The sequence below is a fragment of the Pseudoxanthomonas sp. genome, assembly GCF_002863005.1.
GTDB lineage: Bacteria > Pseudomonadota > Gammaproteobacteria > Xanthomonadales > Xanthomonadaceae > Pseudoxanthomonas_A.
This window is the reverse complement of record NZ_PKDG01000049.1, coordinates 175,311-191,302: the sequence shown is the minus strand read 5'-3', so window position 1 is coordinate 191,302 and position 15,992 is coordinate 175,311. Positions and strand designations below refer to the sequence as shown.

General features: G+C 69.3%; 20 protein-coding genes. 11 read left to right on the top strand and 9 right to left on the bottom strand.

From position 1 onward, the window contains the following. Positions 1-188 precede the first annotated feature (188 nt). Positions 189-1,157, bottom strand: coding sequence for an SDR family oxidoreductase (locus CYU89_RS16950; RefSeq protein ID WP_296282717.1), 969 nt, complete (start codon positions 1,155-1,157; stop codon positions 189-191). A gap of 390 nt (positions 1,158-1,547) precedes the next feature. Here CYU89_RS16950 and arr point away from each other — a divergent pair, with 390 nt between their 5' ends. Beyond that, positions 1,548-1,949: an NAD(+)--rifampin ADP-ribosyltransferase gene (gene arr, locus CYU89_RS16945; RefSeq protein WP_296282716.1), complete on the top strand. Its 402-nt coding sequence runs from the start codon at positions 1,548-1,550 to the stop codon at positions 1,947-1,949. Positions 1,950-2,043: 94 nt separating this feature from the next. Here the strand turns inward: arr and CYU89_RS16940 are convergent, their stop codons facing one another. The 4 genes from CYU89_RS16940 to CYU89_RS16925 form a co-directional block, all read right to left on the bottom strand. Continuing rightward, a complete protein-coding gene (locus tag CYU89_RS16940; RefSeq protein ID WP_296282715.1) occupies positions 2,044-2,802 on the bottom strand; it encodes a hypothetical protein in 759 nt (252 codons plus the stop codon). A 111-nt stretch (positions 2,803-2,913) separates the two neighbouring features. Next, entirely contained in the window at positions 2,914-3,183 is a 270-nt protein-coding gene (locus tag CYU89_RS16935) for a hypothetical protein (RefSeq protein WP_093490678.1), read from the bottom strand. A 331-nt stretch (positions 3,184-3,514) separates the two neighbouring features. Continuing rightward, positions 3,515-4,807: an amidohydrolase family protein gene (locus CYU89_RS16930; protein ID WP_296282714.1), complete on the bottom strand. Its 1,293-nt coding sequence runs from the start codon at positions 4,805-4,807 to the stop codon at positions 3,515-3,517. 107 nt (positions 4,808-4,914) lie between these two features. Continuing rightward, positions 4,915-5,253: a YciI family protein gene (locus CYU89_RS16925; protein ID WP_296282713.1), complete on the bottom strand. Its 339-nt coding sequence runs from the start codon at positions 5,251-5,253 to the stop codon at positions 4,915-4,917. A gap of 146 nt (positions 5,254-5,399) precedes the next feature. On the opposite strand from CYU89_RS16925, the gene CYU89_RS16920 reads away from it, so the two are divergent. Next, positions 5,400-6,095 (top strand): aspartate/glutamate racemase family protein, encoded by a 696-nt coding sequence (locus CYU89_RS16920; RefSeq protein WP_296282712.1) that lies wholly within the window; start codon positions 5,400-5,402, stop codon positions 6,093-6,095. A 9-nt stretch (positions 6,096-6,104) separates the two neighbouring features. On the opposite strand, the gene CYU89_RS16915 is transcribed toward CYU89_RS16920, so the two are convergent. Continuing rightward, positions 6,105-6,497: a RidA family protein gene (locus CYU89_RS16915; protein WP_296282711.1), complete on the bottom strand. Its 393-nt coding sequence runs from the start codon at positions 6,495-6,497 to the stop codon at positions 6,105-6,107. 136 nt (positions 6,498-6,633) lie between these two features. Between CYU89_RS16915 and CYU89_RS16910 the strand changes: the two genes are divergently transcribed. Further along, positions 6,634-7,578 carry a LysR family transcriptional regulator gene (locus CYU89_RS16910; protein WP_296282710.1) on the top strand — a complete coding sequence of 315 codons (945 nt, stop codon included), beginning with the start codon at positions 6,634-6,636 and terminating at the stop codon, positions 7,576-7,578. Positions 7,579-7,611: 33 nt separating this feature from the next. On the opposite strand, the gene CYU89_RS16905 is transcribed toward CYU89_RS16910, so the two are convergent. The 3 genes from CYU89_RS16905 to CYU89_RS16895 form a co-directional block, all read right to left on the bottom strand. Next, complete coding sequence (locus tag CYU89_RS16905) at positions 7,612-7,959, bottom strand: response regulator (protein WP_296282709.1); 348 nt, start codon at positions 7,957-7,959, stop codon at positions 7,612-7,614. Between the two features lie 124 nt (positions 7,960-8,083). Continuing rightward, positions 8,084-8,554 (bottom strand): HIT family protein, encoded by a 471-nt coding sequence (locus CYU89_RS16900; protein WP_296282708.1) that lies wholly within the window; start codon positions 8,552-8,554, stop codon positions 8,084-8,086. Positions 8,555-8,612: 58 nt separating this feature from the next. Further along, entirely contained in the window at positions 8,613-8,984 is a 372-nt protein-coding gene (locus CYU89_RS16895; protein ID WP_296282707.1) for a YciI family protein, read from the bottom strand. 141 nt (positions 8,985-9,125) lie between these two features. Between CYU89_RS16895 and CYU89_RS16890 the strand changes: the two genes are divergently transcribed. The 8 genes from CYU89_RS16890 to CYU89_RS16855 all read left to right on the top strand — a co-directional run bounded on the left by CYU89_RS16890 (position 9,126) and on the right by CYU89_RS16855 (position 15,892). Beyond that, complete coding sequence (locus tag CYU89_RS16890; protein WP_296282706.1) at positions 9,126-9,389, top strand: hypothetical protein; 264 nt, start codon at positions 9,126-9,128, stop codon at positions 9,387-9,389. A 36-nt stretch (positions 9,390-9,425) separates the two neighbouring features. Next, positions 9,426-10,445 (top strand): nitronate monooxygenase, encoded by a 1,020-nt coding sequence (locus CYU89_RS16885; RefSeq protein ID WP_296282705.1) that lies wholly within the window; start codon positions 9,426-9,428, stop codon positions 10,443-10,445. Between the two features lie 255 nt (positions 10,446-10,700). Further along, a complete protein-coding gene (locus tag CYU89_RS16880; RefSeq protein ID WP_343125267.1) occupies positions 10,701-11,321 on the top strand; it encodes a methylamine utilization protein in 621 nt (206 codons plus the stop codon). Positions 11,322-11,356: 35 nt separating this feature from the next. Next, on the top strand, positions 11,357-13,666 hold the full coding sequence (locus CYU89_RS16875; protein ID WP_296282744.1) for an EAL domain-containing protein: 2,310 nt from the start codon (positions 11,357-11,359) through the stop codon (positions 13,664-13,666). Next, positions 13,663-14,535: a DUF3034 family protein gene (locus CYU89_RS16870; RefSeq protein ID WP_296282704.1), complete on the top strand. Its 873-nt coding sequence runs from the start codon at positions 13,663-13,665 to the stop codon at positions 14,533-14,535. The genes CYU89_RS16875 and CYU89_RS16870 overlap by 4 nt, the downstream gene beginning before the upstream one ends. A gap of 1 nt (position 14,536) precedes the next feature. Then, positions 14,537-15,013: a group 1 truncated hemoglobin gene (locus tag CYU89_RS16865; RefSeq protein WP_296282703.1), complete on the top strand. Its 477-nt coding sequence runs from the start codon at positions 14,537-14,539 to the stop codon at positions 15,011-15,013. Between the two features lie 148 nt (positions 15,014-15,161). Further along, a complete protein-coding gene (locus CYU89_RS16860; RefSeq protein ID WP_296282702.1) occupies positions 15,162-15,386 on the top strand; it encodes a hypothetical protein in 225 nt (74 codons plus the stop codon). Continuing rightward, positions 15,383-15,892 carry a nuclear transport factor 2 family protein gene (locus CYU89_RS16855; RefSeq protein ID WP_296282701.1) on the top strand — a complete coding sequence of 170 codons (510 nt, stop codon included), beginning with the start codon at positions 15,383-15,385 and terminating at the stop codon, positions 15,890-15,892. Before CYU89_RS16860 ends, CYU89_RS16855 begins: the two co-directional genes overlap by 4 nt. Positions 15,893-15,992 lie beyond the last annotated feature (100 nt).

The following is a 15,992-nucleotide window of genomic DNA, read 5'->3' as shown; positions in this document are numbered from 1 at the left end:
GCGCCCTCGAATACCAAGGCACCTTTGGTCTTGCTGGATCACCCGCGCTGTACTGCGTCTGCGGGAACCCCGGATAGTCCGGGTAGCTCGCATGCAGCGTGTGGTTGGACCGCCACTGCAGCGTCAGCGGTACGTGATCGAACGGCGCGTCGAATCCGGCAACACCGGTGGTGCCAAGCGCGAAGCCTTCACATCGTCGATCCCGCGTCCAGCGCCGCCTTTCGAGCGCCCTGTGCCGTGCGACCGCCAAACACGATGCCTGTCAAGCGCTCCGACTCCTGCCACAGGCGCTCGGCGACGGCGACATCCTCCGCCTGCGGCGGAACCCTGGCCGCAACCGGATGGCCGCGTGTCTCGCTCAACCTGTCCGGCCCGTAGTAACCACCGGCCTGCGCCGTGGCTGCAGTCGCCGCGTACAGGGGCGGCAAGGCCCCCTGTTCCGCGGGCTGGAACAGGAACCACAGATAGCGGCGTGCCAGCGCTTGCGGACTGCCGGGGCCAGCGCCGTTGGGCAGCAGGTCCGTGCGCGAGATGCCGGGGTGTGCGGCTAGGCTCTGGATGCCCCATCCTTCGCGCACGCTCCGTCGCTGCAACTCGAACGCGAACAGCAGGCACGCCAGCTTCGACTGGCTGTAGGCGGCCATCGGCACATACCGACGGTGCGATTGCAGGTCGTCGAAATCGATCGCACTGCTGCGCGCGGCAATGCTCGACAGCGACACGACGCGCGCATGGCGTCCCTCGCGCAGCAACGGCAGCAACCGGGCCGTCAGCGCGAAATGGCCCAGATGGTTCGTCCCCAGTTGCAGTTCGAAACCGTCGGCGGTTTCCTTGCGCTGGGGCGGCGTCATCACGGCCGCATTGTTGACCAGCAGGTCGAGGCTGCCGTGCGAACGCAGCACGGTGTCGGCGAAGGTCTCGATCGAGTCGAGGCTGGCCAGATCGACGGCGCCGAAGCGCACGCGCGCCCGCGGCGACACCTGGCTGATCTGCTCGACGGCGGCCGCGCCCTTGGCGGCGTTGCGTCCCGCCACGATCACCGTGGCACCGGCCCGTGCGAGCGCAAGGGACATGTGCAGGCCGATGCCGCCCGTTCCGGTGACCAGGACCGTGCGCCCCACCTGGGAGGGAATATCCGACGTCGTCCAGCCTGCCATGATCGTTACCTTGTGGAGGGAAGAAAGAAGAGCACGCAGAGGCTTCGCACGACGAGCGACACGACGCAGCGCGGGGCACGACGACGCGGTGCATCGTCGCCGTGAGGCAGTGTCGCGATGCGACTTTAAGACGCGTTTAAGGCAGGCAATGCCATGGCGGATGGCACATGCCAGTCGGCATCGCCTGCCTGCGGCGCTGCAAGACTCGTTGGCCGACATCGATCCGGGTGGATGCTCCCGTTGCGAGACACCGGAATCCAGGCACAAAAAAAGAGGCGCGCTGCGCCTCCCACCCTCAATGTATATAACGCCCCGGGGCTTGCGGCAAGGCCCGGGGCGGGCATCAGTATCGCCGGCCTGTCGATTCGGCAGGCCACACGAGCTCCTCCCATGCGCGATACCCCGGTCTACTACCACGGCACCCAGGCAACACTCGTCCCCGGCGACCTGATCGTCGCAGGCCACGTTTCCAACTTCGGCAAACGCCGCGTCGCGAAGTACGTCTATCTGACCGCCATGCTGGAAGCGGCGACATGGGGCGCGGAACTGGCGGTCGGCGCGGGACGCGGGCACATCTACATCGTCGAGCCGACCGGCCCCTTCGAAGACGACCCCAACCTCACCGACAAGAAATTCCCCGGCAATCCGACGCGCTCCTACCGGACGCGCGACCCCTTGCGCGTGGTCGCGGAAGTACACGGCTGGGTCGGCCACTCGCCCGAACGACTCGCGGCCATGCGCGCACGCCTGGCCGAACTGGACCTGCAGGGCGTGGAGGCGATAGAGGATTGAAACTGAGCGGTGCGGGCGACGCACGCGCGTGAATGCGCGCGAGCGTCCACGTCGCTGGCAGATGCGTGACGCGCAGGCTGCTGCCGCGTGCGACTCACTTGCGGGCCGAGCGTCCCCGCTTCTTACCGCCGTCCGCCATGTCCGCACGGCTCTGCGCGAACTCGGGGAACGTGTCTTCGAGCGTGTCCTTGTCCGGCAGGATGTAGAACACCCCGCCCTTCTCGAACGTCGGCTGCATGATGTCGGTGTAGAACGTGGGCGCTACGTTGATGCAGCCGTGCGTGATGCGGTTGTCGTCCGGTGTCGGCGACGCGAGTCGCTCTTCGCGCTTCTCGGCGGGAACCCCGGTGGCGGTCGGATGGATGGAGACCGCGGAATCGTAGTCCACCCACAGCACGCGTCCGGCGTCGATGGAGGGGCCGAAGCCACCCACGAAGCGACCTGCCGGCGTCGTGCGGTCACGGCCGGGAATCTCCCGAAGGGCAAGTCCCGCGACGCCGGGCGCCGTGTGATCGCCGACCGCCGATCCGAACAGGCCCGGTGCGGCGCCGCGCGGGCGACCCTCGCCGTCGAACACCAGGATCTGCGCCGCCGCCTTGTCGATGATGGCAAAGGGATATCCCTGGCTGTCCCTGGTCGCGACGATCCAGCCTGCGAGCGCGACGATCGTGTCGGAGACCTGCTGGCCTTCCGGGAGCTGGTCGGCACTGGTGGCCGCTTGCGCCGGTTTGGCCTCGGAGGCCCTGTCGGCCCGTGAGGTATCGGCCTGGGACTTGGCCGCAACAGAACCGGCGAAAGCGAGCGTCAGCAACAGCGCGCCGCTGACGATACGGATGAAAGAATGCGGGCGCATACGGAGGGTGCGGTTCCTCGACACTGGAGCGATGTCAGTACGCATCCCGGTGGCCTGTCGCGGCCACCGGAATGCGGATTGCACGATCCGTCACGAATCGTGCGGGCGCGGTCAGCCGCGCGGCACGCGACGCGGCGCGGACTCGAGCTGACGCACGCGGCCTTCGATCTGATCCAGGCGCTGGTTGGCCTGCTGTGCGGACTGGTTCGCGGCATCGGCGCTCTGCGCCGCACCCTGCACCTTCGTGTCCAGCTGGTCCAGGCGCGAGTTGATGCCTGCGAACTCGTCGTCGTAGGTCGCGCAGCCGCTCAGGGCCACGCCGGCCACCATCGCCACACCGAGCACACGGGCCGTCGTCATGAATCGCTTGTTGGTGAACATTCCAATCCTCCTTCTTCTGGGAGCTGGGAATATAGCGGCGTTTCAGCCGATGTCGGCACCAGCCTGTTACCCCGCGTTCTCGTACGTCGAGGCGGCGTGAAGATGGTGAACGACGCGCGTTCAAATTCATGAATTCCGTCGCAGTTGGATCACTGCCTTCATCGTCGAAACGGATGAGGAGACCGTAATCCACGCTTCATGCGGATGCCGTTGATCGACATGTGCGCGCCGTGATCGTCGTCGCCATGCACTTCAGCGCACTCGCAACGGACATCTCGAACGCCCTTCGTCCACGCTGCGGAGCGCGCGGCCCTTCCACCGAACGCGCCGGTCAGTCGCGTGCGGGAACAGGTACGACAGGCGTCGCCGCGGCGTCGTAGATCACCTGCCCGCCGCGCACCGTCATGCGCACGTCCGCGAAGGCATCGATGCGCGCCTGCGGATCGGATCCCAGCAGCACCAGATCACCGGCAAGCCCCTCCTGCAAGCGCCCGCGCACCGAGGCCTGGCCGAAGCGTTGCGCCGGCGCCGTGGTGAGGCTGGCGAGGATCTGCCGCCAGTCCAGGCCCGCAGCCGCCATCAGCTGGAACTCGAGCTGCGTGTCGTACACCTCGATGTACCCGGCGTCGGTACCGAACAGCACCACGCCGCCGCCCTGCGCCATCGCACCGAGCTGCTGCTTCGCGGCGCCGACGAACCTCTCCAGCACGGGCGCGTGCACGCCTTCGCGACGCAGTTCCGAATCGAACAGGGTCAGCGTGGGCACGAACGCGACGTTGCCCGCCTTCAGGCGTGCGACGAAGTCGGGCGACCACGCGCCCGCGTCGGGGGCCGCATGCGCGAGGACATCGACGCCGCTCTCCACCGCGACATCGAGGCCCGCGCGGTCGGTAGGATGCGCGAACGCGGGCTTGCCATGCGCATGCGCCTCGGCCACCGCCGCGGTGGCGATTTCCTTCGACATCGGCAACACGCCACCGGGGCCGCCGATGATCGCGCCGGTGAACAGCTTCACGCCATCCGCCCCTGCCGCGATCTGCGCCGCCGCACGCGTGCGCGCCTGCTCGGCCGTCGCCACTTCCGCGCTGGGCGCGTGGGTCTGCGCCCAGAGCTCGCGCACGTAGATCGGCGTGCCGTGCTCGGGAAAGAACGGCATGTCGACGGTCAGCAGCTGGGGGCCCACGACGTCGCCACGCGCGATGCGCGCGCGCAACGCACGTGCATCGCCCGGCAACGACGCGATGTCGAACAGCGTGGTGAAGCCCCAGCGCGTGAAGCGGTCACGCAGTGCCGCGTCCAGTGCCGCCGCCGGCTGCGTGTCCGGCGTGAGGAAAGGCGGCTTGATCAGATGCACGTGGCTGTTCCAGAAGCCGGCCGCCACGCTCTTGCCGCGACCATCGACGACACGCATGCCGGCCGGCACCGACACGCGCTCACGGGCGCCTATGGCCACGATGCGGCCGTCGCGGATCACCAGGGTGGCGTCGTCGAGCGGAGCGACATCCGGTGCGGGGTAGAGGCGCGCACCAACGATGGCCAGGTCGTGCGCCGCCACGGGAGCAGCGAAAAGAAGCGCGACAAGCACGCCGGCGGTAACGCGCCGCGCCGCAAGCAGGGTCAGCATGATGTCCTCTCCCGCCCGGCCTGTCCGGGCATCGATGACGCCCAGCATAGGGGACGCGTCGGTCGCGCGGGCACGCGCCATCCGCGGCGCGGGCGGAGGGTCCGTGCCTACGAAGCCGGATCGAATCCGAATACCCGCAGTTCCTGGTCGCAGCGACAGGCCCTGGCGATGCGCGCCGCCCAGGCGATCGCGTCCTCACGCGAGGGCAGCTCGAGTACGCAGAATCCGCCGGTGAGCGGCGGTGCCCACGGATAGCCTCCGTCGACGACGGTCGCGTCCGCGGACACCAGGACCGGTGGCACGCTTTCGTCGATGCCACCCCCAAAGACATACACACCCGCGGCCTTCGCCGCCGCGATCACCGCACGCGAATCGCGCCCTGCGGCATCCAGCTCGCTGCCGGACACGACCATCGCGGCGCTGGGAAAGGAGATCAGGTACTTCATCGGGCATCCTCGTGGGCGGCGTCGAGGGGGCGCGGCGTGCCACCCCTTGGTCCGGGCAACCTACCCTCGCCCGCCGTGACGCTCAAGCCTCGCCGCTGCGCGGCCGCGCATATTCGACGCGTGATCACACGGCAGGCGGCGCGCGCATGAAGATGATCGGACTGATCGGGGGGATGAGCTGGGAGTCGACGGTGCCCTACTACCGCCAGATCAACGAGGGCATCAGGGAGCGACTGGGCGGGCTGCATTCGGCGTGCGTGGTGCTGTACAGCGTGGACTTCCACGAGATCGAGCAGTGGCAGCACGCAGGCGACTGGGACGCGGCCGGCGAGCGCCTGGCCGATGCAGCGCGCCGCGTGCAGGCCGCCGGTGCCGACCTGCTGGTGCTGTGTACCAACACCATGCACAAGGTGGCGCCGCAGATCGAGGCGGCTGTGTCGATTCCGCTGCTGCACATCGCCGATGCCACGGGCGCGGCGATGGCCGCCGCCGGCCATCGTACCGTCGGGCTGCTGGGCACCCGCTTCACCATGGAGCAGGCGTTCTATCGCGAGCGCCTGCAGCAGGTGCATGGCCTGCAGGTGATCGTGCCGGCGGCGGACGACCGTGCCGTGGTGCACGACGTGATCTATGACGAGCTGTGCCGCGGCGTGATCCGCGACAGCGCGCGCGACGCTTACCGACGCATCATGGACGCGCTGGTCGACCGCGGCGCGGACGCCATCATCCTCGGCTGCACCGAGATCGGCCTGCTGGTGGGACCGCAGGACGCGCGCGTGCCGCTGTTCGACACCACGGCCCTGCACGCCAGCGCCGCGGTGGAGGCCGCGCTGGCGGCGTGACGGATCCACTCAGCGCGGCAGGCGTGCGATCACCTTGATCTCGAAATCGAATCCCGCAAGCCAGGTCACGCCGAGCGCGGTCCAGGCCGGATAGGGCGCTGCCGGGAAGATGTCGTTCTTGACCGCCAGCACGGTGTCGAACTGGCGTTCCGGATCGGTATGGAAGGTGGTCACGTCGACGATGTCGTCCACGGTGCAGCCGGCCGCCTGCAAGGTCGCCTGCAGGTTGGCGAAAGCCAGGCGCACCTGCGCTTCGAAGTCCGGCTCCGGCGTGCCATCCTCGCGGCTGCCCACCTGTCCGGACACGAACAGGAAGCCATCGGCGCGCACGGCCGGGGAATAGCGGTGATGCTCGTACAGCGCGTGGCGGCCTGCGGGGAAAACGACGTTGCGGGTGTTCATGGACGCATCTCCTGTCGGGCCGGTCGCCCGATGCATGGCGATCACTCTAGGCACCGTGGCTTTCCGGATATACACGCCGATCGCGGGATCACTGTTTGTAGAATCGAAACAATTCCCGCCCCCCCAAGGAGTGCGCATGGACCGCATCGACGCGATGCAGGCCTTCGTCCGCGTGGTCGAGACCGGCAGCTTCACCCGGGCCGCCGAGACGCTGCAGTCGAGCCGCACGCGGGTGACGCAGCTGGTGCAGTCCCTGGAGGCGCACCTGCGGGTGAAGCTGCTCCACCGCACCACGCGCAAGGTCAACGCGACCGCCGACGGCGCCGCGTACTACGCGCGCGTGGTCCGCCTGCTGGCCGACCTGGACGATGCCGAGACCAGTCTGTCGGCCGCGTCCGAGGCGCCGCGCGGACGGCTGCGCGTGGACGTGCCTGCGCCGCTGGCGCGCCTGGTCCTGGTGCCGGCGCTGCCGGATTTCCACGCGCGCTATCCCGATATCCAGCTGGACCTGGGCGCCAGCGACCGGCATGTGGACCTGATCGACGAGAACGTCGACTGCGTGGTGCGCGGTGGCACGCTCTCCGATCCCTCGCTGCGGGCACGCCACCTGGCAGACCTGGCACTGGGCATCTATGCATCGCCGGCCTACCTGGCACGCGCGGGCACGCCGGTGCATCCCCACGCGCTGGACGACGGCGCGCACTGCATCGTCGGCTATCGCGGATCGCGCACCGGCCCTCCGCTGGCGTACGACCTGCAACGAGGCGACGAACACGTCAGCGTGCACGGCCGGCCCGTCATGTCGGTGGACGATGGCAACGCCTATCTGGCGGCGGGGCTGGCCGGCATGGGCGTGCTGTGGCTGCCGCAGTACATGGCCCGCGAGCCCGTCGCGCACGGCGAACTGGTGCCGCTGTTCGAGGACTGGCAGCTGGCGCCGATGCCGCTTTACCTGGCGTTTCCGCCCAGCCGCCATGTCAGCCGCAAGCTGCGGGTGTTCATCGATTGGGTCGTGGACCTGATGGCGCAGCAGGCACCGGCGATCCTGCCACCCAAGGCGCGCGATGCGCCGCCGGCGTGAGTCCCGGACTGCGCGTCACGGTGGCGTTCTCGACTAGCGCGGCGTCAGCACGTCCAGCAATAGCGGCACGTTGAAGGGTTTCGTCATCAGCAGGGTGCCGGGCGGCAATCCCGCCATGTCGTTCTTGTCGTGGCCGGAGACCACGCACACGGTTGCGCCGGGATGGAGCACGCGTGCTTCGCGCGCGACCGTGGCGCCGGTGATGTCCGGCATCCAGTAGTCGGTGACGATGCAGTCGTACGTCGCCTGCCGCATCAGATCGAGCGCCGCCGTCGCGGTCGCGGCCTGCGTCACCGTATGCCCCGCGAACTCGATGGCCTCGGCCACCATGGAGCGGTGCGTGTCGTCGTCATCGACGTAGAGGATGTTCAATGAAGTCATGGCGGAACTTTGCCGCAACGCCCCGCGAAGCTGGTGTGAACCGGAGACGGCTGACCGGTGTCGGTGTCTGGAAGCAGTGCGCGTCCTGCGGACAAGAACGGCCGATGTCCGTCAGCGGCGCAGATCAAGCCGGCAGATGCGCGCGGATCTGCGCGGCCGTCTCCGTCAGGCGTTCGAGGGAGACGCGGACGCGCGCCATCCGCGCCGCATCATCGTTCGGGTCGTGGACGGCACCCCGCCTGCGCCCGGCGCTTTCGAAGACGGCGAGTTGCGGCGGGCCGATGCCCCAGTCGCTGCCGGGCTGCCGCGGCACGACGTGGAAATGGAAGTGCGGCGTTTCCTGGCCGCTGTAGACGCCGTTGTTCTGGAACGTGAGGATGCCGAGCGGCCGATAGGCGCGGACAAGGGCGCTGGCGACGCGCTGGCCCGCCCCCAGGACGGCCGCGCACTCCGGTGCGGACAGATCGAGCAGCGTCGCCACGTGCCGGCGCGTGATGACGCAGCACTGGCCGGTCTCGAATTGCCAAGGATTGATCACGGTGAGCGTGTGCTCGCTCTCGTCGATGATCTTCCACGGCTCGTCGCGCGCGGCCACGCACAGGTCGCACGGATCCCGGACAGGAAGTTCGATCATCTGCCACCTCGCGAAGGCTTCATGTTTCGAAATGGAACTCCATGGGGATCAGCTCGACGGCCCAGCCGCCCTCCTCGCCGAGCGTGGCCGCCGGATGCAGCGAAGCGATCCGCACCGCCTCTTCGGGACTGTCGGCATCGATGATGAAAAGGCCGCCGACCACCTCCTTCGACTCGGTGTACGGCCCGTCGCTGACCTGCGTCCGGCCTTGGCGGGGACGAAGGGTCTTCCAGCCATCCAGGTCGCCCAGCGACGCGGCCAACCGCACCTTGCCGGTCGCGCGCATCGCGTCGTCCCGCGCAGGGCACTGGCCGACCAGCGCCTCGACAGCCGCGGGGCTCATCGCGGCGAACTTTTCGGGGGTGAAATAGGCGAGGCCGAGGTACTTCATGGGAACTCCCGTGGGTCGTGACGCCTTGGCGACGAACCGAAAGGCCGGACATCGACACGTCCGCCGCCTGTGTCATCCTGCGGGGCACGCAGCTTACCGCGGCCCGGTTGCGGCCGCCGGCAAACCATCGAGCGAAACGCCATGCCCGATTCACGCGCGCCCTATCTGCCCGTCAACTGCGAATTCCATGATGTGCTGGAAGCCACGGCCATGCGTCGCACCGCCGTCGAAGTCCGCTTCCTCGACGACGATGGCGTGATGCAACGGCGGACCTGCCGCCTCGTCACGCTGTCCGCGCGCGACGGCGTCGAACGGGTGGAACTCGACTCGGGCGAGCACGTCCGCCTCGATAGGCTGGTCTCCGTGGCGGGTACGGCACTGTCGGATTTCCCGGCGCCGACGTGAGTCGGGGCGCCCTCGGGAGTCGCGTAAGCTGACCCCATGACCGCCCTCGCCTCCCTCCTCGGTACCGGCCTGCCGCTGATCCAGGCACCGATGGCGGGTGTGCAGGACGAACGACTGGCCCTTGCGGTGGCGCACGCGGGCGCACTCGGTTCCCTGCCGTGCGCGATGCTGGACGCCGCGCAGTTGCAGGCGGCACTCCGGACGTTCGCCGCGCGCGCGCAGCCGGTCAACCTCAACTTCTTCTGCCATGCGATGGCCGAGCCCGACGCGGACGAGATGCAGCGCTGGCGCGAGGCCTTGGCACCGTACTACGACGCGTACGGCATCGTCCCGACCGCGCCATCGGCTAACGGCGCGCGGCGCCCGCTGGATGCCGCAACGGTGGCGCTGCTGGAACCGTTCCGTCCGCCGATCGTGAGCTTTCACTTCGGACTGCCCGATGCAGACCTGCTGGCGCGCATCAAGGGCTGGGGCGCGACCGTGCTGTCGTCCGCCACGACGCGGGAGGAAGGCCTGTGGCTGGAACATCGCGGCGTGGACGCGGTGATCGCGCAGGGCATCGAGGCGGGTGGGCATCGGGGGCATTTCCTCTCCGAGGACCTGACGCTGCAACCCGCAACGCTTCCGCTGGTGGCGTCGTTGTCGAAGGCGTTGGCCGTGCCGGTGATCGCAGCCGGCGGCATCGGCGATCGCCATGATGTACGGGCCATGCTCGACGCGGGCGCCAGCGCGGTACAGGCCGGCACCGCGTACTTGCTGTGTCCGGAGGCGACGACCGCGCCCGTGCATCGCGCTGCGCTCCAGCAGCCGATGCGCGAAGCCGCCGTGACCAACCTGTTCAGTGGCCGGCCCGCCCGTGGCCTGGTCAACCGGCTGATGCGCGAGCTGGGCCCCTTGTCGGACCTGCCACCGGCGTTCCCGTGGGCGTCGCCGGCGCTGGCACCGCTGCGCGCGGCGGCGGAAGCCGTCGGCCGCGATGACTTTTCCCGCTCTGGTCCGGCGCGCGGCCGGGCACCCTGGCGGGCCTGGATGCCGCCGGGGTCACGCGCCATCTGATGGGCGTGGACTGAGCCCGCGGGTGCCATCGGTGAGGCTGGGCGCGCCTGCATCCGACCATCTCCGTGACGCGTAACGTCAGTTTCAGCCGTTCCGAAGCGACGCGATCCTCTCCCCTGCGGCGTAGCCCAGGCGCGGCAGGGTGTGAGCCGTGGCACGGGATTTGCTTGAAATGCCTGGATCAGACAGGGGACATCGATGGATCTGCAGCGGCTCGCAAGGCGGGCATGGTCAGGCGGGGTACTGGCCCTTGCGATGGCGTCGGGCGCCCATGCCGCGGAGGTGCGCCTGGCCGTCGGCAGCAACACCGGGCCGGCGATGGACGCCGTGGTCAGCCTGCACGGTACGGTTCCGTCGTCCACCCGCACAGCGACCGCACGCATGGACCAGCAGCATTCGGCGTTCGTCCCCGGCGTGCTGCCGGTGCAGGCCGGCACGGTGGTGGCGTTCCCCAACCGCGACAACATCCAGCACCACGTCTATTCGTTCTCCCAGCCGCGGCAGTTCGAGATCCCGCTCTACTCCGGCAACAAGGCCGCGCCGATCCGCTTCGACAAGCCCGGCGTGGTGGTGGTGGGCTGCAACATCCACGACTGGATGATCGGCCACATCGTCGTGCTCGACACGCCCTACTTCGGCAAGACCGGGCCCGACGGCAAGCTGTCGCTGGAGGTGCCACCGGGACGCTACACGCTGCGCGTGTGGCACGTCCGCGGTAACGGTGCACCGCTCGAGCGCGCGCTCGACGTGCCGGCCGCCGGTACCTCCGCGACCCTGCAGGTGTCGCTGGCGCCGGTGAAGAGCGAGGTCCGCGGCAACGACCGTCTCCGCTCGCTGCAGGAGAAGTTCCGCCAGACAAAGGGCGGCACGCCTTGAAGCCACGCCGTTTCCAGACGCGCGTCATCGCGGTGATGATCGCCGTGGTGGCGGCGGCGCAGCTGGCCACGTTCGCGGTGGTCACGGTCGCGACCCAGCGCGCGGTGTCGTCGCGACTGGAGCAGGAACTGCACGTGGGGCATCGCGTGTGGGAGCAGTTCCAGCAGGGCCGCTCGGAGCAGCTGCTCGCGTCGGCATCGGTGCTGGCGGACGACTTCGGATTCCGTGCGGCGGTGACCAGCGGCGATCTGCCCACGTTGCGCTCGGCGTTGGACAACCATGGCACGCGCATCGGCGCGGACCTGGCATGGGTCCTCGACCGCGACGGCCGCTGGCAGGCCAGCGCCAACGGCATGGCCGGCCCCTCGGCCGATGTGCTGGCCGGGATCATGCGGCAGGCCGCCACCGATGGCCTGGCCCTGCAGACGGTGGTGGTGCAGGACGCGCTGTACTTGGTGGTGGTGCTGCCGGTGATGGCCCCTGACCGGGTCGGCTGGCTCGCGGTAGGTCGCCGCTACGACGATGCCGTCGCGCAGGAATACCGCAGCCTCACGGGCCTGGAAGCCGCCTTCGTCACCCTGGTCGGCAACCGCACCCGGGTACATGCGGCCTCCCTGCCGATGGACCAGCGCGCGCCCTTCGCCCGCGCCTGGGTGGCCGACGGCGATCACGCACGGCCGGTCGCCGTGGGTGCCGACCATTACCTGTCCGACTCGCATCCGCTGACGCAGGGCGACGACGCCCGGCTGGTGCTGCTGGATTCGTACGACCGCGCGCTCGCGCCCTACCGCGCGCTGCGCTCGCGTATCCTGCTGCTGTCCGGACTGGCGGCGGTGCTCGCGGTCGCCGTGGCGGTTGCGCTGGGGCGAGGCATCAGCCGGCCGGTAGCGCGGCTGGCGCAGGCGGCGCAGCGCATCCAGGCCGGCGACTACTCGCAGGCACCCGTGTCCGGCGGCAGTCGCGAGATCGCCGAGCTGGCCGGCGCCTTCGGCCGCATGCAGGCCGACATCGCAGCGCGCGAGGAACGCATCCTGCACCAGGCGCACCACGACGGGCTGACCGGCCTGCCCAACCGCAGCCATGCCTACGACCGCCTGCAGGCAGCGATCGCGGCGGGCGGCGAAGTGGCAGTGCTGGTGATGGACGTGAACCGCTTCAAGGAAATCAACGACACGCTGGGCCACGAGTTCGGCGACCAGGTGCTGCGCGAAGTGGCGCGGCGCCTGCGCGGCGCGCTGGGCGGGGCGCACCTGGTGGCGCGGCTGGGCGGCGACGAATTCATGGTGATGCTGCGCGGCCTGTCCTGCGAGGCTGCGAACGTGCAGGCCCAGGCGTTGTGGACGGCGTTGAAGCAACCGCTGGACCTGCCGAGTACGCGCGTTGGCGTGGAAGGCAGTTTCGGCATGGCCTGCCACCCGCAGCACGGTGCGGATGCCGACACGCTGCTGCGCCGCGCCGATATCGCGCTGTACGACGCCAAGGCCGCGCACGGCGGCGTGGCCGTCTACCAGCCCGGGCGCGACGAGTCGCACCTGAGGCAGCTGCAGCTCATGACCGACCTGCGCCAGGCGATCGCCGGCAGACAGTTGGAGCTGAAATTCCAGCCGAAGCTGGACGCGGCCAGCGCGCACGTGCAGCACGTGGAGGCGCTCGTGCGCTGGCGGCACCCCTCGCTCGGCCCGGTGGCGCCGGACGAATTCATTCCGCTGGCCGAACGTTCCGGCTTCATCCATGAACTGACGCGCTTCGTGCTGGACCAGGCGCTGGCCTGCAATGCCGCGTGGCGCCAGGGCGGCCTCGACCTGGGGCTGGCGGTGAACCTGTCGGCGATGGACCTGCTGGACGCCGACCTGCCCGCCTACATCGAAGAGCGACTGGCGACGCACGCGGTGCCGGCCGGGCGCGTGATCCTGGAAGTCACCGAGAGCGCGCTGATGCAGGACATCGAGTACGCCCTGCGCATGCTGCACCGGTTGAAGGTCTGTGGCGTGCGGCTGGCGATCGACGACTTCGGCACCGGCTATTCATCGCTGGCGCAGCTCAAGCGGATGCCGGTGGACGAACTGAAGATCGACAAGAGTTTCGTGATGCAGCTGGAAGAAGGCAGCGACGATGCGGTGATCGTGCGCTCCACCATCGAGCTGGGCCACAACATGGGCCTGTCGGTGATCGCCGAAGGCGTGGAGAACGATCGCGCACTCGCCCTGCTGCGCCGTTACCGCTGCGACATGGTGCAGGGTTACCTGTTCAGTGCACCGCTCGGCAGTGCCGAGCTGCTGGACTGGTGCCGCCGGCGCGAGACCGCTACCCCGTCCCATGCCCTCCCGCTGGAAACCGACGCATGACCGTTCGCCTTCGTGCCCTCCCGCTCGCGTGCGCGGTCGCGGCACTCCTGCCGGCCCTGCCCGCGCTCGCCGGACAGGGACGCCTGCTGGCGACCGGTGGCGCGACCCAGATCGAAGGAGCGGCCGGCGGGGGCATCGTGCCGTGGGCCGTGCTGTCCGGTTACGGCACCGACGGACAGAACGGCGGCGCGGCGTTCTACACCCGCGTGGATACCGGCGACTACGAACTGCACGCTTACGGAGCGTCCTACACGTTCGGCAATCGGGTGGAAGTGTCGTTCGCGCGGCAGTCGTTCGACCTGGGCGAACTGCAACGGCGGCTGGCGCTGCCCTGGGACGCGCTGGAACAGGACATCTACGGCGCGAAAGTACGCGTGGCCGGCGACCTGGTCTACACGCGCATGCCGCAGGTGAGCGTGGGGGTGCAGCACAAGCGGCTGCGCGACGGCGCGCTTCCGCTGGCGGTCGGCGCCCGCGACGACCATGGCACCGACGCCTACGTGAGCGCCAGCAAGCTGTTCCTCGATGCCGCGGGGGGTTACCAGTTGCTGCTCAATGCCACGCTGCGATCCACCAGCGGCAACCAGGCCGGGCTGCTCGGTTTCGGCGGCGACCGGCGCGCCGCACGCAGCTGGCTGTGGGAGGGCTCGGCGGCGGTGCTGCTGGATCCGCGGCTGGCCGTCGGTGTCGAATACCGCCAGAAGCCGGACAACCTCGGCTTCGCCCGCGAAGACGATTGGCGCGATGTGTTCGTGGCGTGGTTCCCGAACAAGCATGTCGCGGTGGTCGGCGCATGGGCCGACCTGGGCAGCATCGCCACACTGGACGACCAGCGCGGCGCGTACGTTTCCGTGCAGTGGAGCTTCTGACATGAAGGTCGCGCGTATCGCCACCCCCTGGGTGCTGGCCTGCCTGCTCGCCATCGCCGGGTGCGCGTCGACGCCACCGCGCGACGATGCGCTGTACCAGCAGCTGGGCCAGCGCAGCGGCATCGAAGCGCTGGTGGAGACGCTGCTGTTCCGCGTATCCGACGATCCGCGCATCGCGCATCACTTCGCCGACGTGGACATCGTCCACCTCAACGACCGGCTGGTGGAGTTCCTGTGCGTGCAGTCCGGCGGTCCCTGCCGCTACGCCGGCAAGCCGATGGTCGAAGCGCACAAGCACGTCACGGTCGGTGAAGCCGACTTCAATGCGCTGGTCGAAGACCTGATGTGGGCGATGGACGAGCGCGGCCTGCCCCGCGCCACGCAGAACCGGCTGCTGCGCCGGCTGGCCGCGATGCAGCGGGACGTGGTCCGTCGGGGACCGCCGCCGCCGGAAGCACCGCTGCTGCCGCAGCCCTGACCCGCCGCCCTGCGGAGTGCGCGGATTGATGCGCCGGCCGGGCGCTTTCGTCGCCGTGTCGGACACTTCGTCGCAGATCGCTGGCCCAAGGACGCCGGGGGAGCCAGCATCGGACCTCGTGATCCGCCGGAGAAGGAATCCCCCGACCATGAAGACCCTCCTCGCCCTGCTCGCCTGGTGCCTGCTGTTGGTGCTGTGCTGGCCACTCGCCCTGCTGGCGCTGTTGGCGTGGCCTTTCGTTTGGCTGCTGTCATTGCCGTTCCGGTTGCTCGGCGTGACGTTCTCGGCCCTGTTCGCTTTCCTGCACGCCTTGCTGATGTTGCCGGCCCGCCTGCTGGGCGGGCGTCCGCGCGCCACCGTGGTGGCGGCATGAGCACGTCACGCGCGCGCATCGCGAAGGTCGCGCTGTCCGGACTCGCGGGTGCGGTCCTGCTGCTGGGCGCAGTGGAATCGGCAGCCGCGGCCGACCGCACGCACGAACAGCTCACCCAGGTGGTCGATGCACTGGACAGCGCGCTGTTCGACACGTTCAACACCTGCGCCGACCCCGCCCAACTCGCCAAACATGCCGCCTACTTCGACGACGCGGTGGAGTTCTACCACGACAACGGCGGCGTCACCTGGACCCGCGACGAGATGATCGGACGCACGCGTGCCAACGTGTGCGGACAGTATCGACGCGAGCGCGTGCCGGGCACGCTGACCGTGTTCCCGATCAAGGGCTTCGGTGCCATCGCGCAGGGCACACATCGCTTCTGCGCACGGTCGGCGACCGAATGCGCGGGCGAAGCGGATTTCGTGATGATCTGGCGCGAGCGCGACGGCCAATGGCAGGTCACCCGCGTGCTGAGTTATGCGCACCGGCAGGCATCGCGCTGAGGCGCGCGACTTCGCACCCGCTTCACACAGCCTCCGTCACCGGCGCACGCCGGTCGTGGATCCTGCGTCCGGCATGCCCGCCGCCGACACGGAGACTGAT

Bases quoted from the DNA above. Each gene is read 5' to 3' on its own strand.
- CYU89_RS16950 (WP_296282717.1), bottom strand. From the start codon at position 1,157: ATGGCAGGCTGGACGACGTCGGATATTCCCTCCCAGGTGGGGCGCACG.
- arr (WP_296282716.1), top strand. From the start codon at position 1,548: ATGCGCGATACCCCGGTCTACTACCACGGCACCCAGGCAACACTCGTC.
- CYU89_RS16940 (WP_296282715.1), bottom strand. From the start codon at position 2,802: ATGCGCCCGCATTCTTTCATCCGTATCGTCAGCGGCGCGCTGTTGCTG.
- CYU89_RS16935 (WP_093490678.1), bottom strand. From the start codon at position 3,183: ATGTTCACCAACAAGCGATTCATGACGACGGCCCGTGTGCTCGGTGTG.
- CYU89_RS16930 (WP_296282714.1), bottom strand. From the start codon at position 4,807: ATGCTGACCCTGCTTGCGGCGCGGCGCGTTACCGCCGGCGTGCTTGTC.
- CYU89_RS16925 (WP_296282713.1), bottom strand. From the start codon at position 5,253: ATGAAGTACCTGATCTCCTTTCCCAGCGCCGCGATGGTCGTGTCCGGC.
- CYU89_RS16920 (WP_296282712.1), top strand. From the start codon at position 5,400: ATGAAGATGATCGGACTGATCGGGGGGATGAGCTGGGAGTCGACGGTG.
- CYU89_RS16915 (WP_296282711.1), bottom strand. From the start codon at position 6,497: ATGAACACCCGCAACGTCGTTTTCCCCGCAGGCCGCCACGCGCTGTAC.
- CYU89_RS16910 (WP_296282710.1), top strand. From the start codon at position 6,634: ATGGACCGCATCGACGCGATGCAGGCCTTCGTCCGCGTGGTCGAGACC.
- CYU89_RS16905 (WP_296282709.1), bottom strand. From the start codon at position 7,959: ATGACTTCATTGAACATCCTCTACGTCGATGACGACGACACGCACCGC.
- CYU89_RS16895 (WP_296282707.1), bottom strand. From the start codon at position 8,984: ATGAAGTACCTCGGCCTCGCCTATTTCACCCCCGAAAAGTTCGCCGCG.
- CYU89_RS16890 (WP_296282706.1), top strand. From the start codon at position 9,126: ATGCCCGATTCACGCGCGCCCTATCTGCCCGTCAACTGCGAATTCCAT.
- CYU89_RS16885 (WP_296282705.1), top strand. From the start codon at position 9,426: ATGACCGCCCTCGCCTCCCTCCTCGGTACCGGCCTGCCGCTGATCCAG.
- CYU89_RS16880 (WP_343125267.1), top strand. From the start codon at position 10,701: ATGGCGTCGGGCGCCCATGCCGCGGAGGTGCGCCTGGCCGTCGGCAGC.
- CYU89_RS16875 (WP_296282744.1), top strand. From the start codon at position 11,357: ATGATCGCCGTGGTGGCGGCGGCGCAGCTGGCCACGTTCGCGGTGGTC.
- CYU89_RS16870 (WP_296282704.1), top strand. From the start codon at position 13,663: ATGACCGTTCGCCTTCGTGCCCTCCCGCTCGCGTGCGCGGTCGCGGCA.
- CYU89_RS16865 (WP_296282703.1), top strand. From the start codon at position 14,537: ATGAAGGTCGCGCGTATCGCCACCCCCTGGGTGCTGGCCTGCCTGCTC.
- CYU89_RS16860 (WP_296282702.1), top strand. From the start codon at position 15,162: ATGAAGACCCTCCTCGCCCTGCTCGCCTGGTGCCTGCTGTTGGTGCTG.
- CYU89_RS16855 (WP_296282701.1), top strand. From the start codon at position 15,383: ATGAGCACGTCACGCGCGCGCATCGCGAAGGTCGCGCTGTCCGGACTC.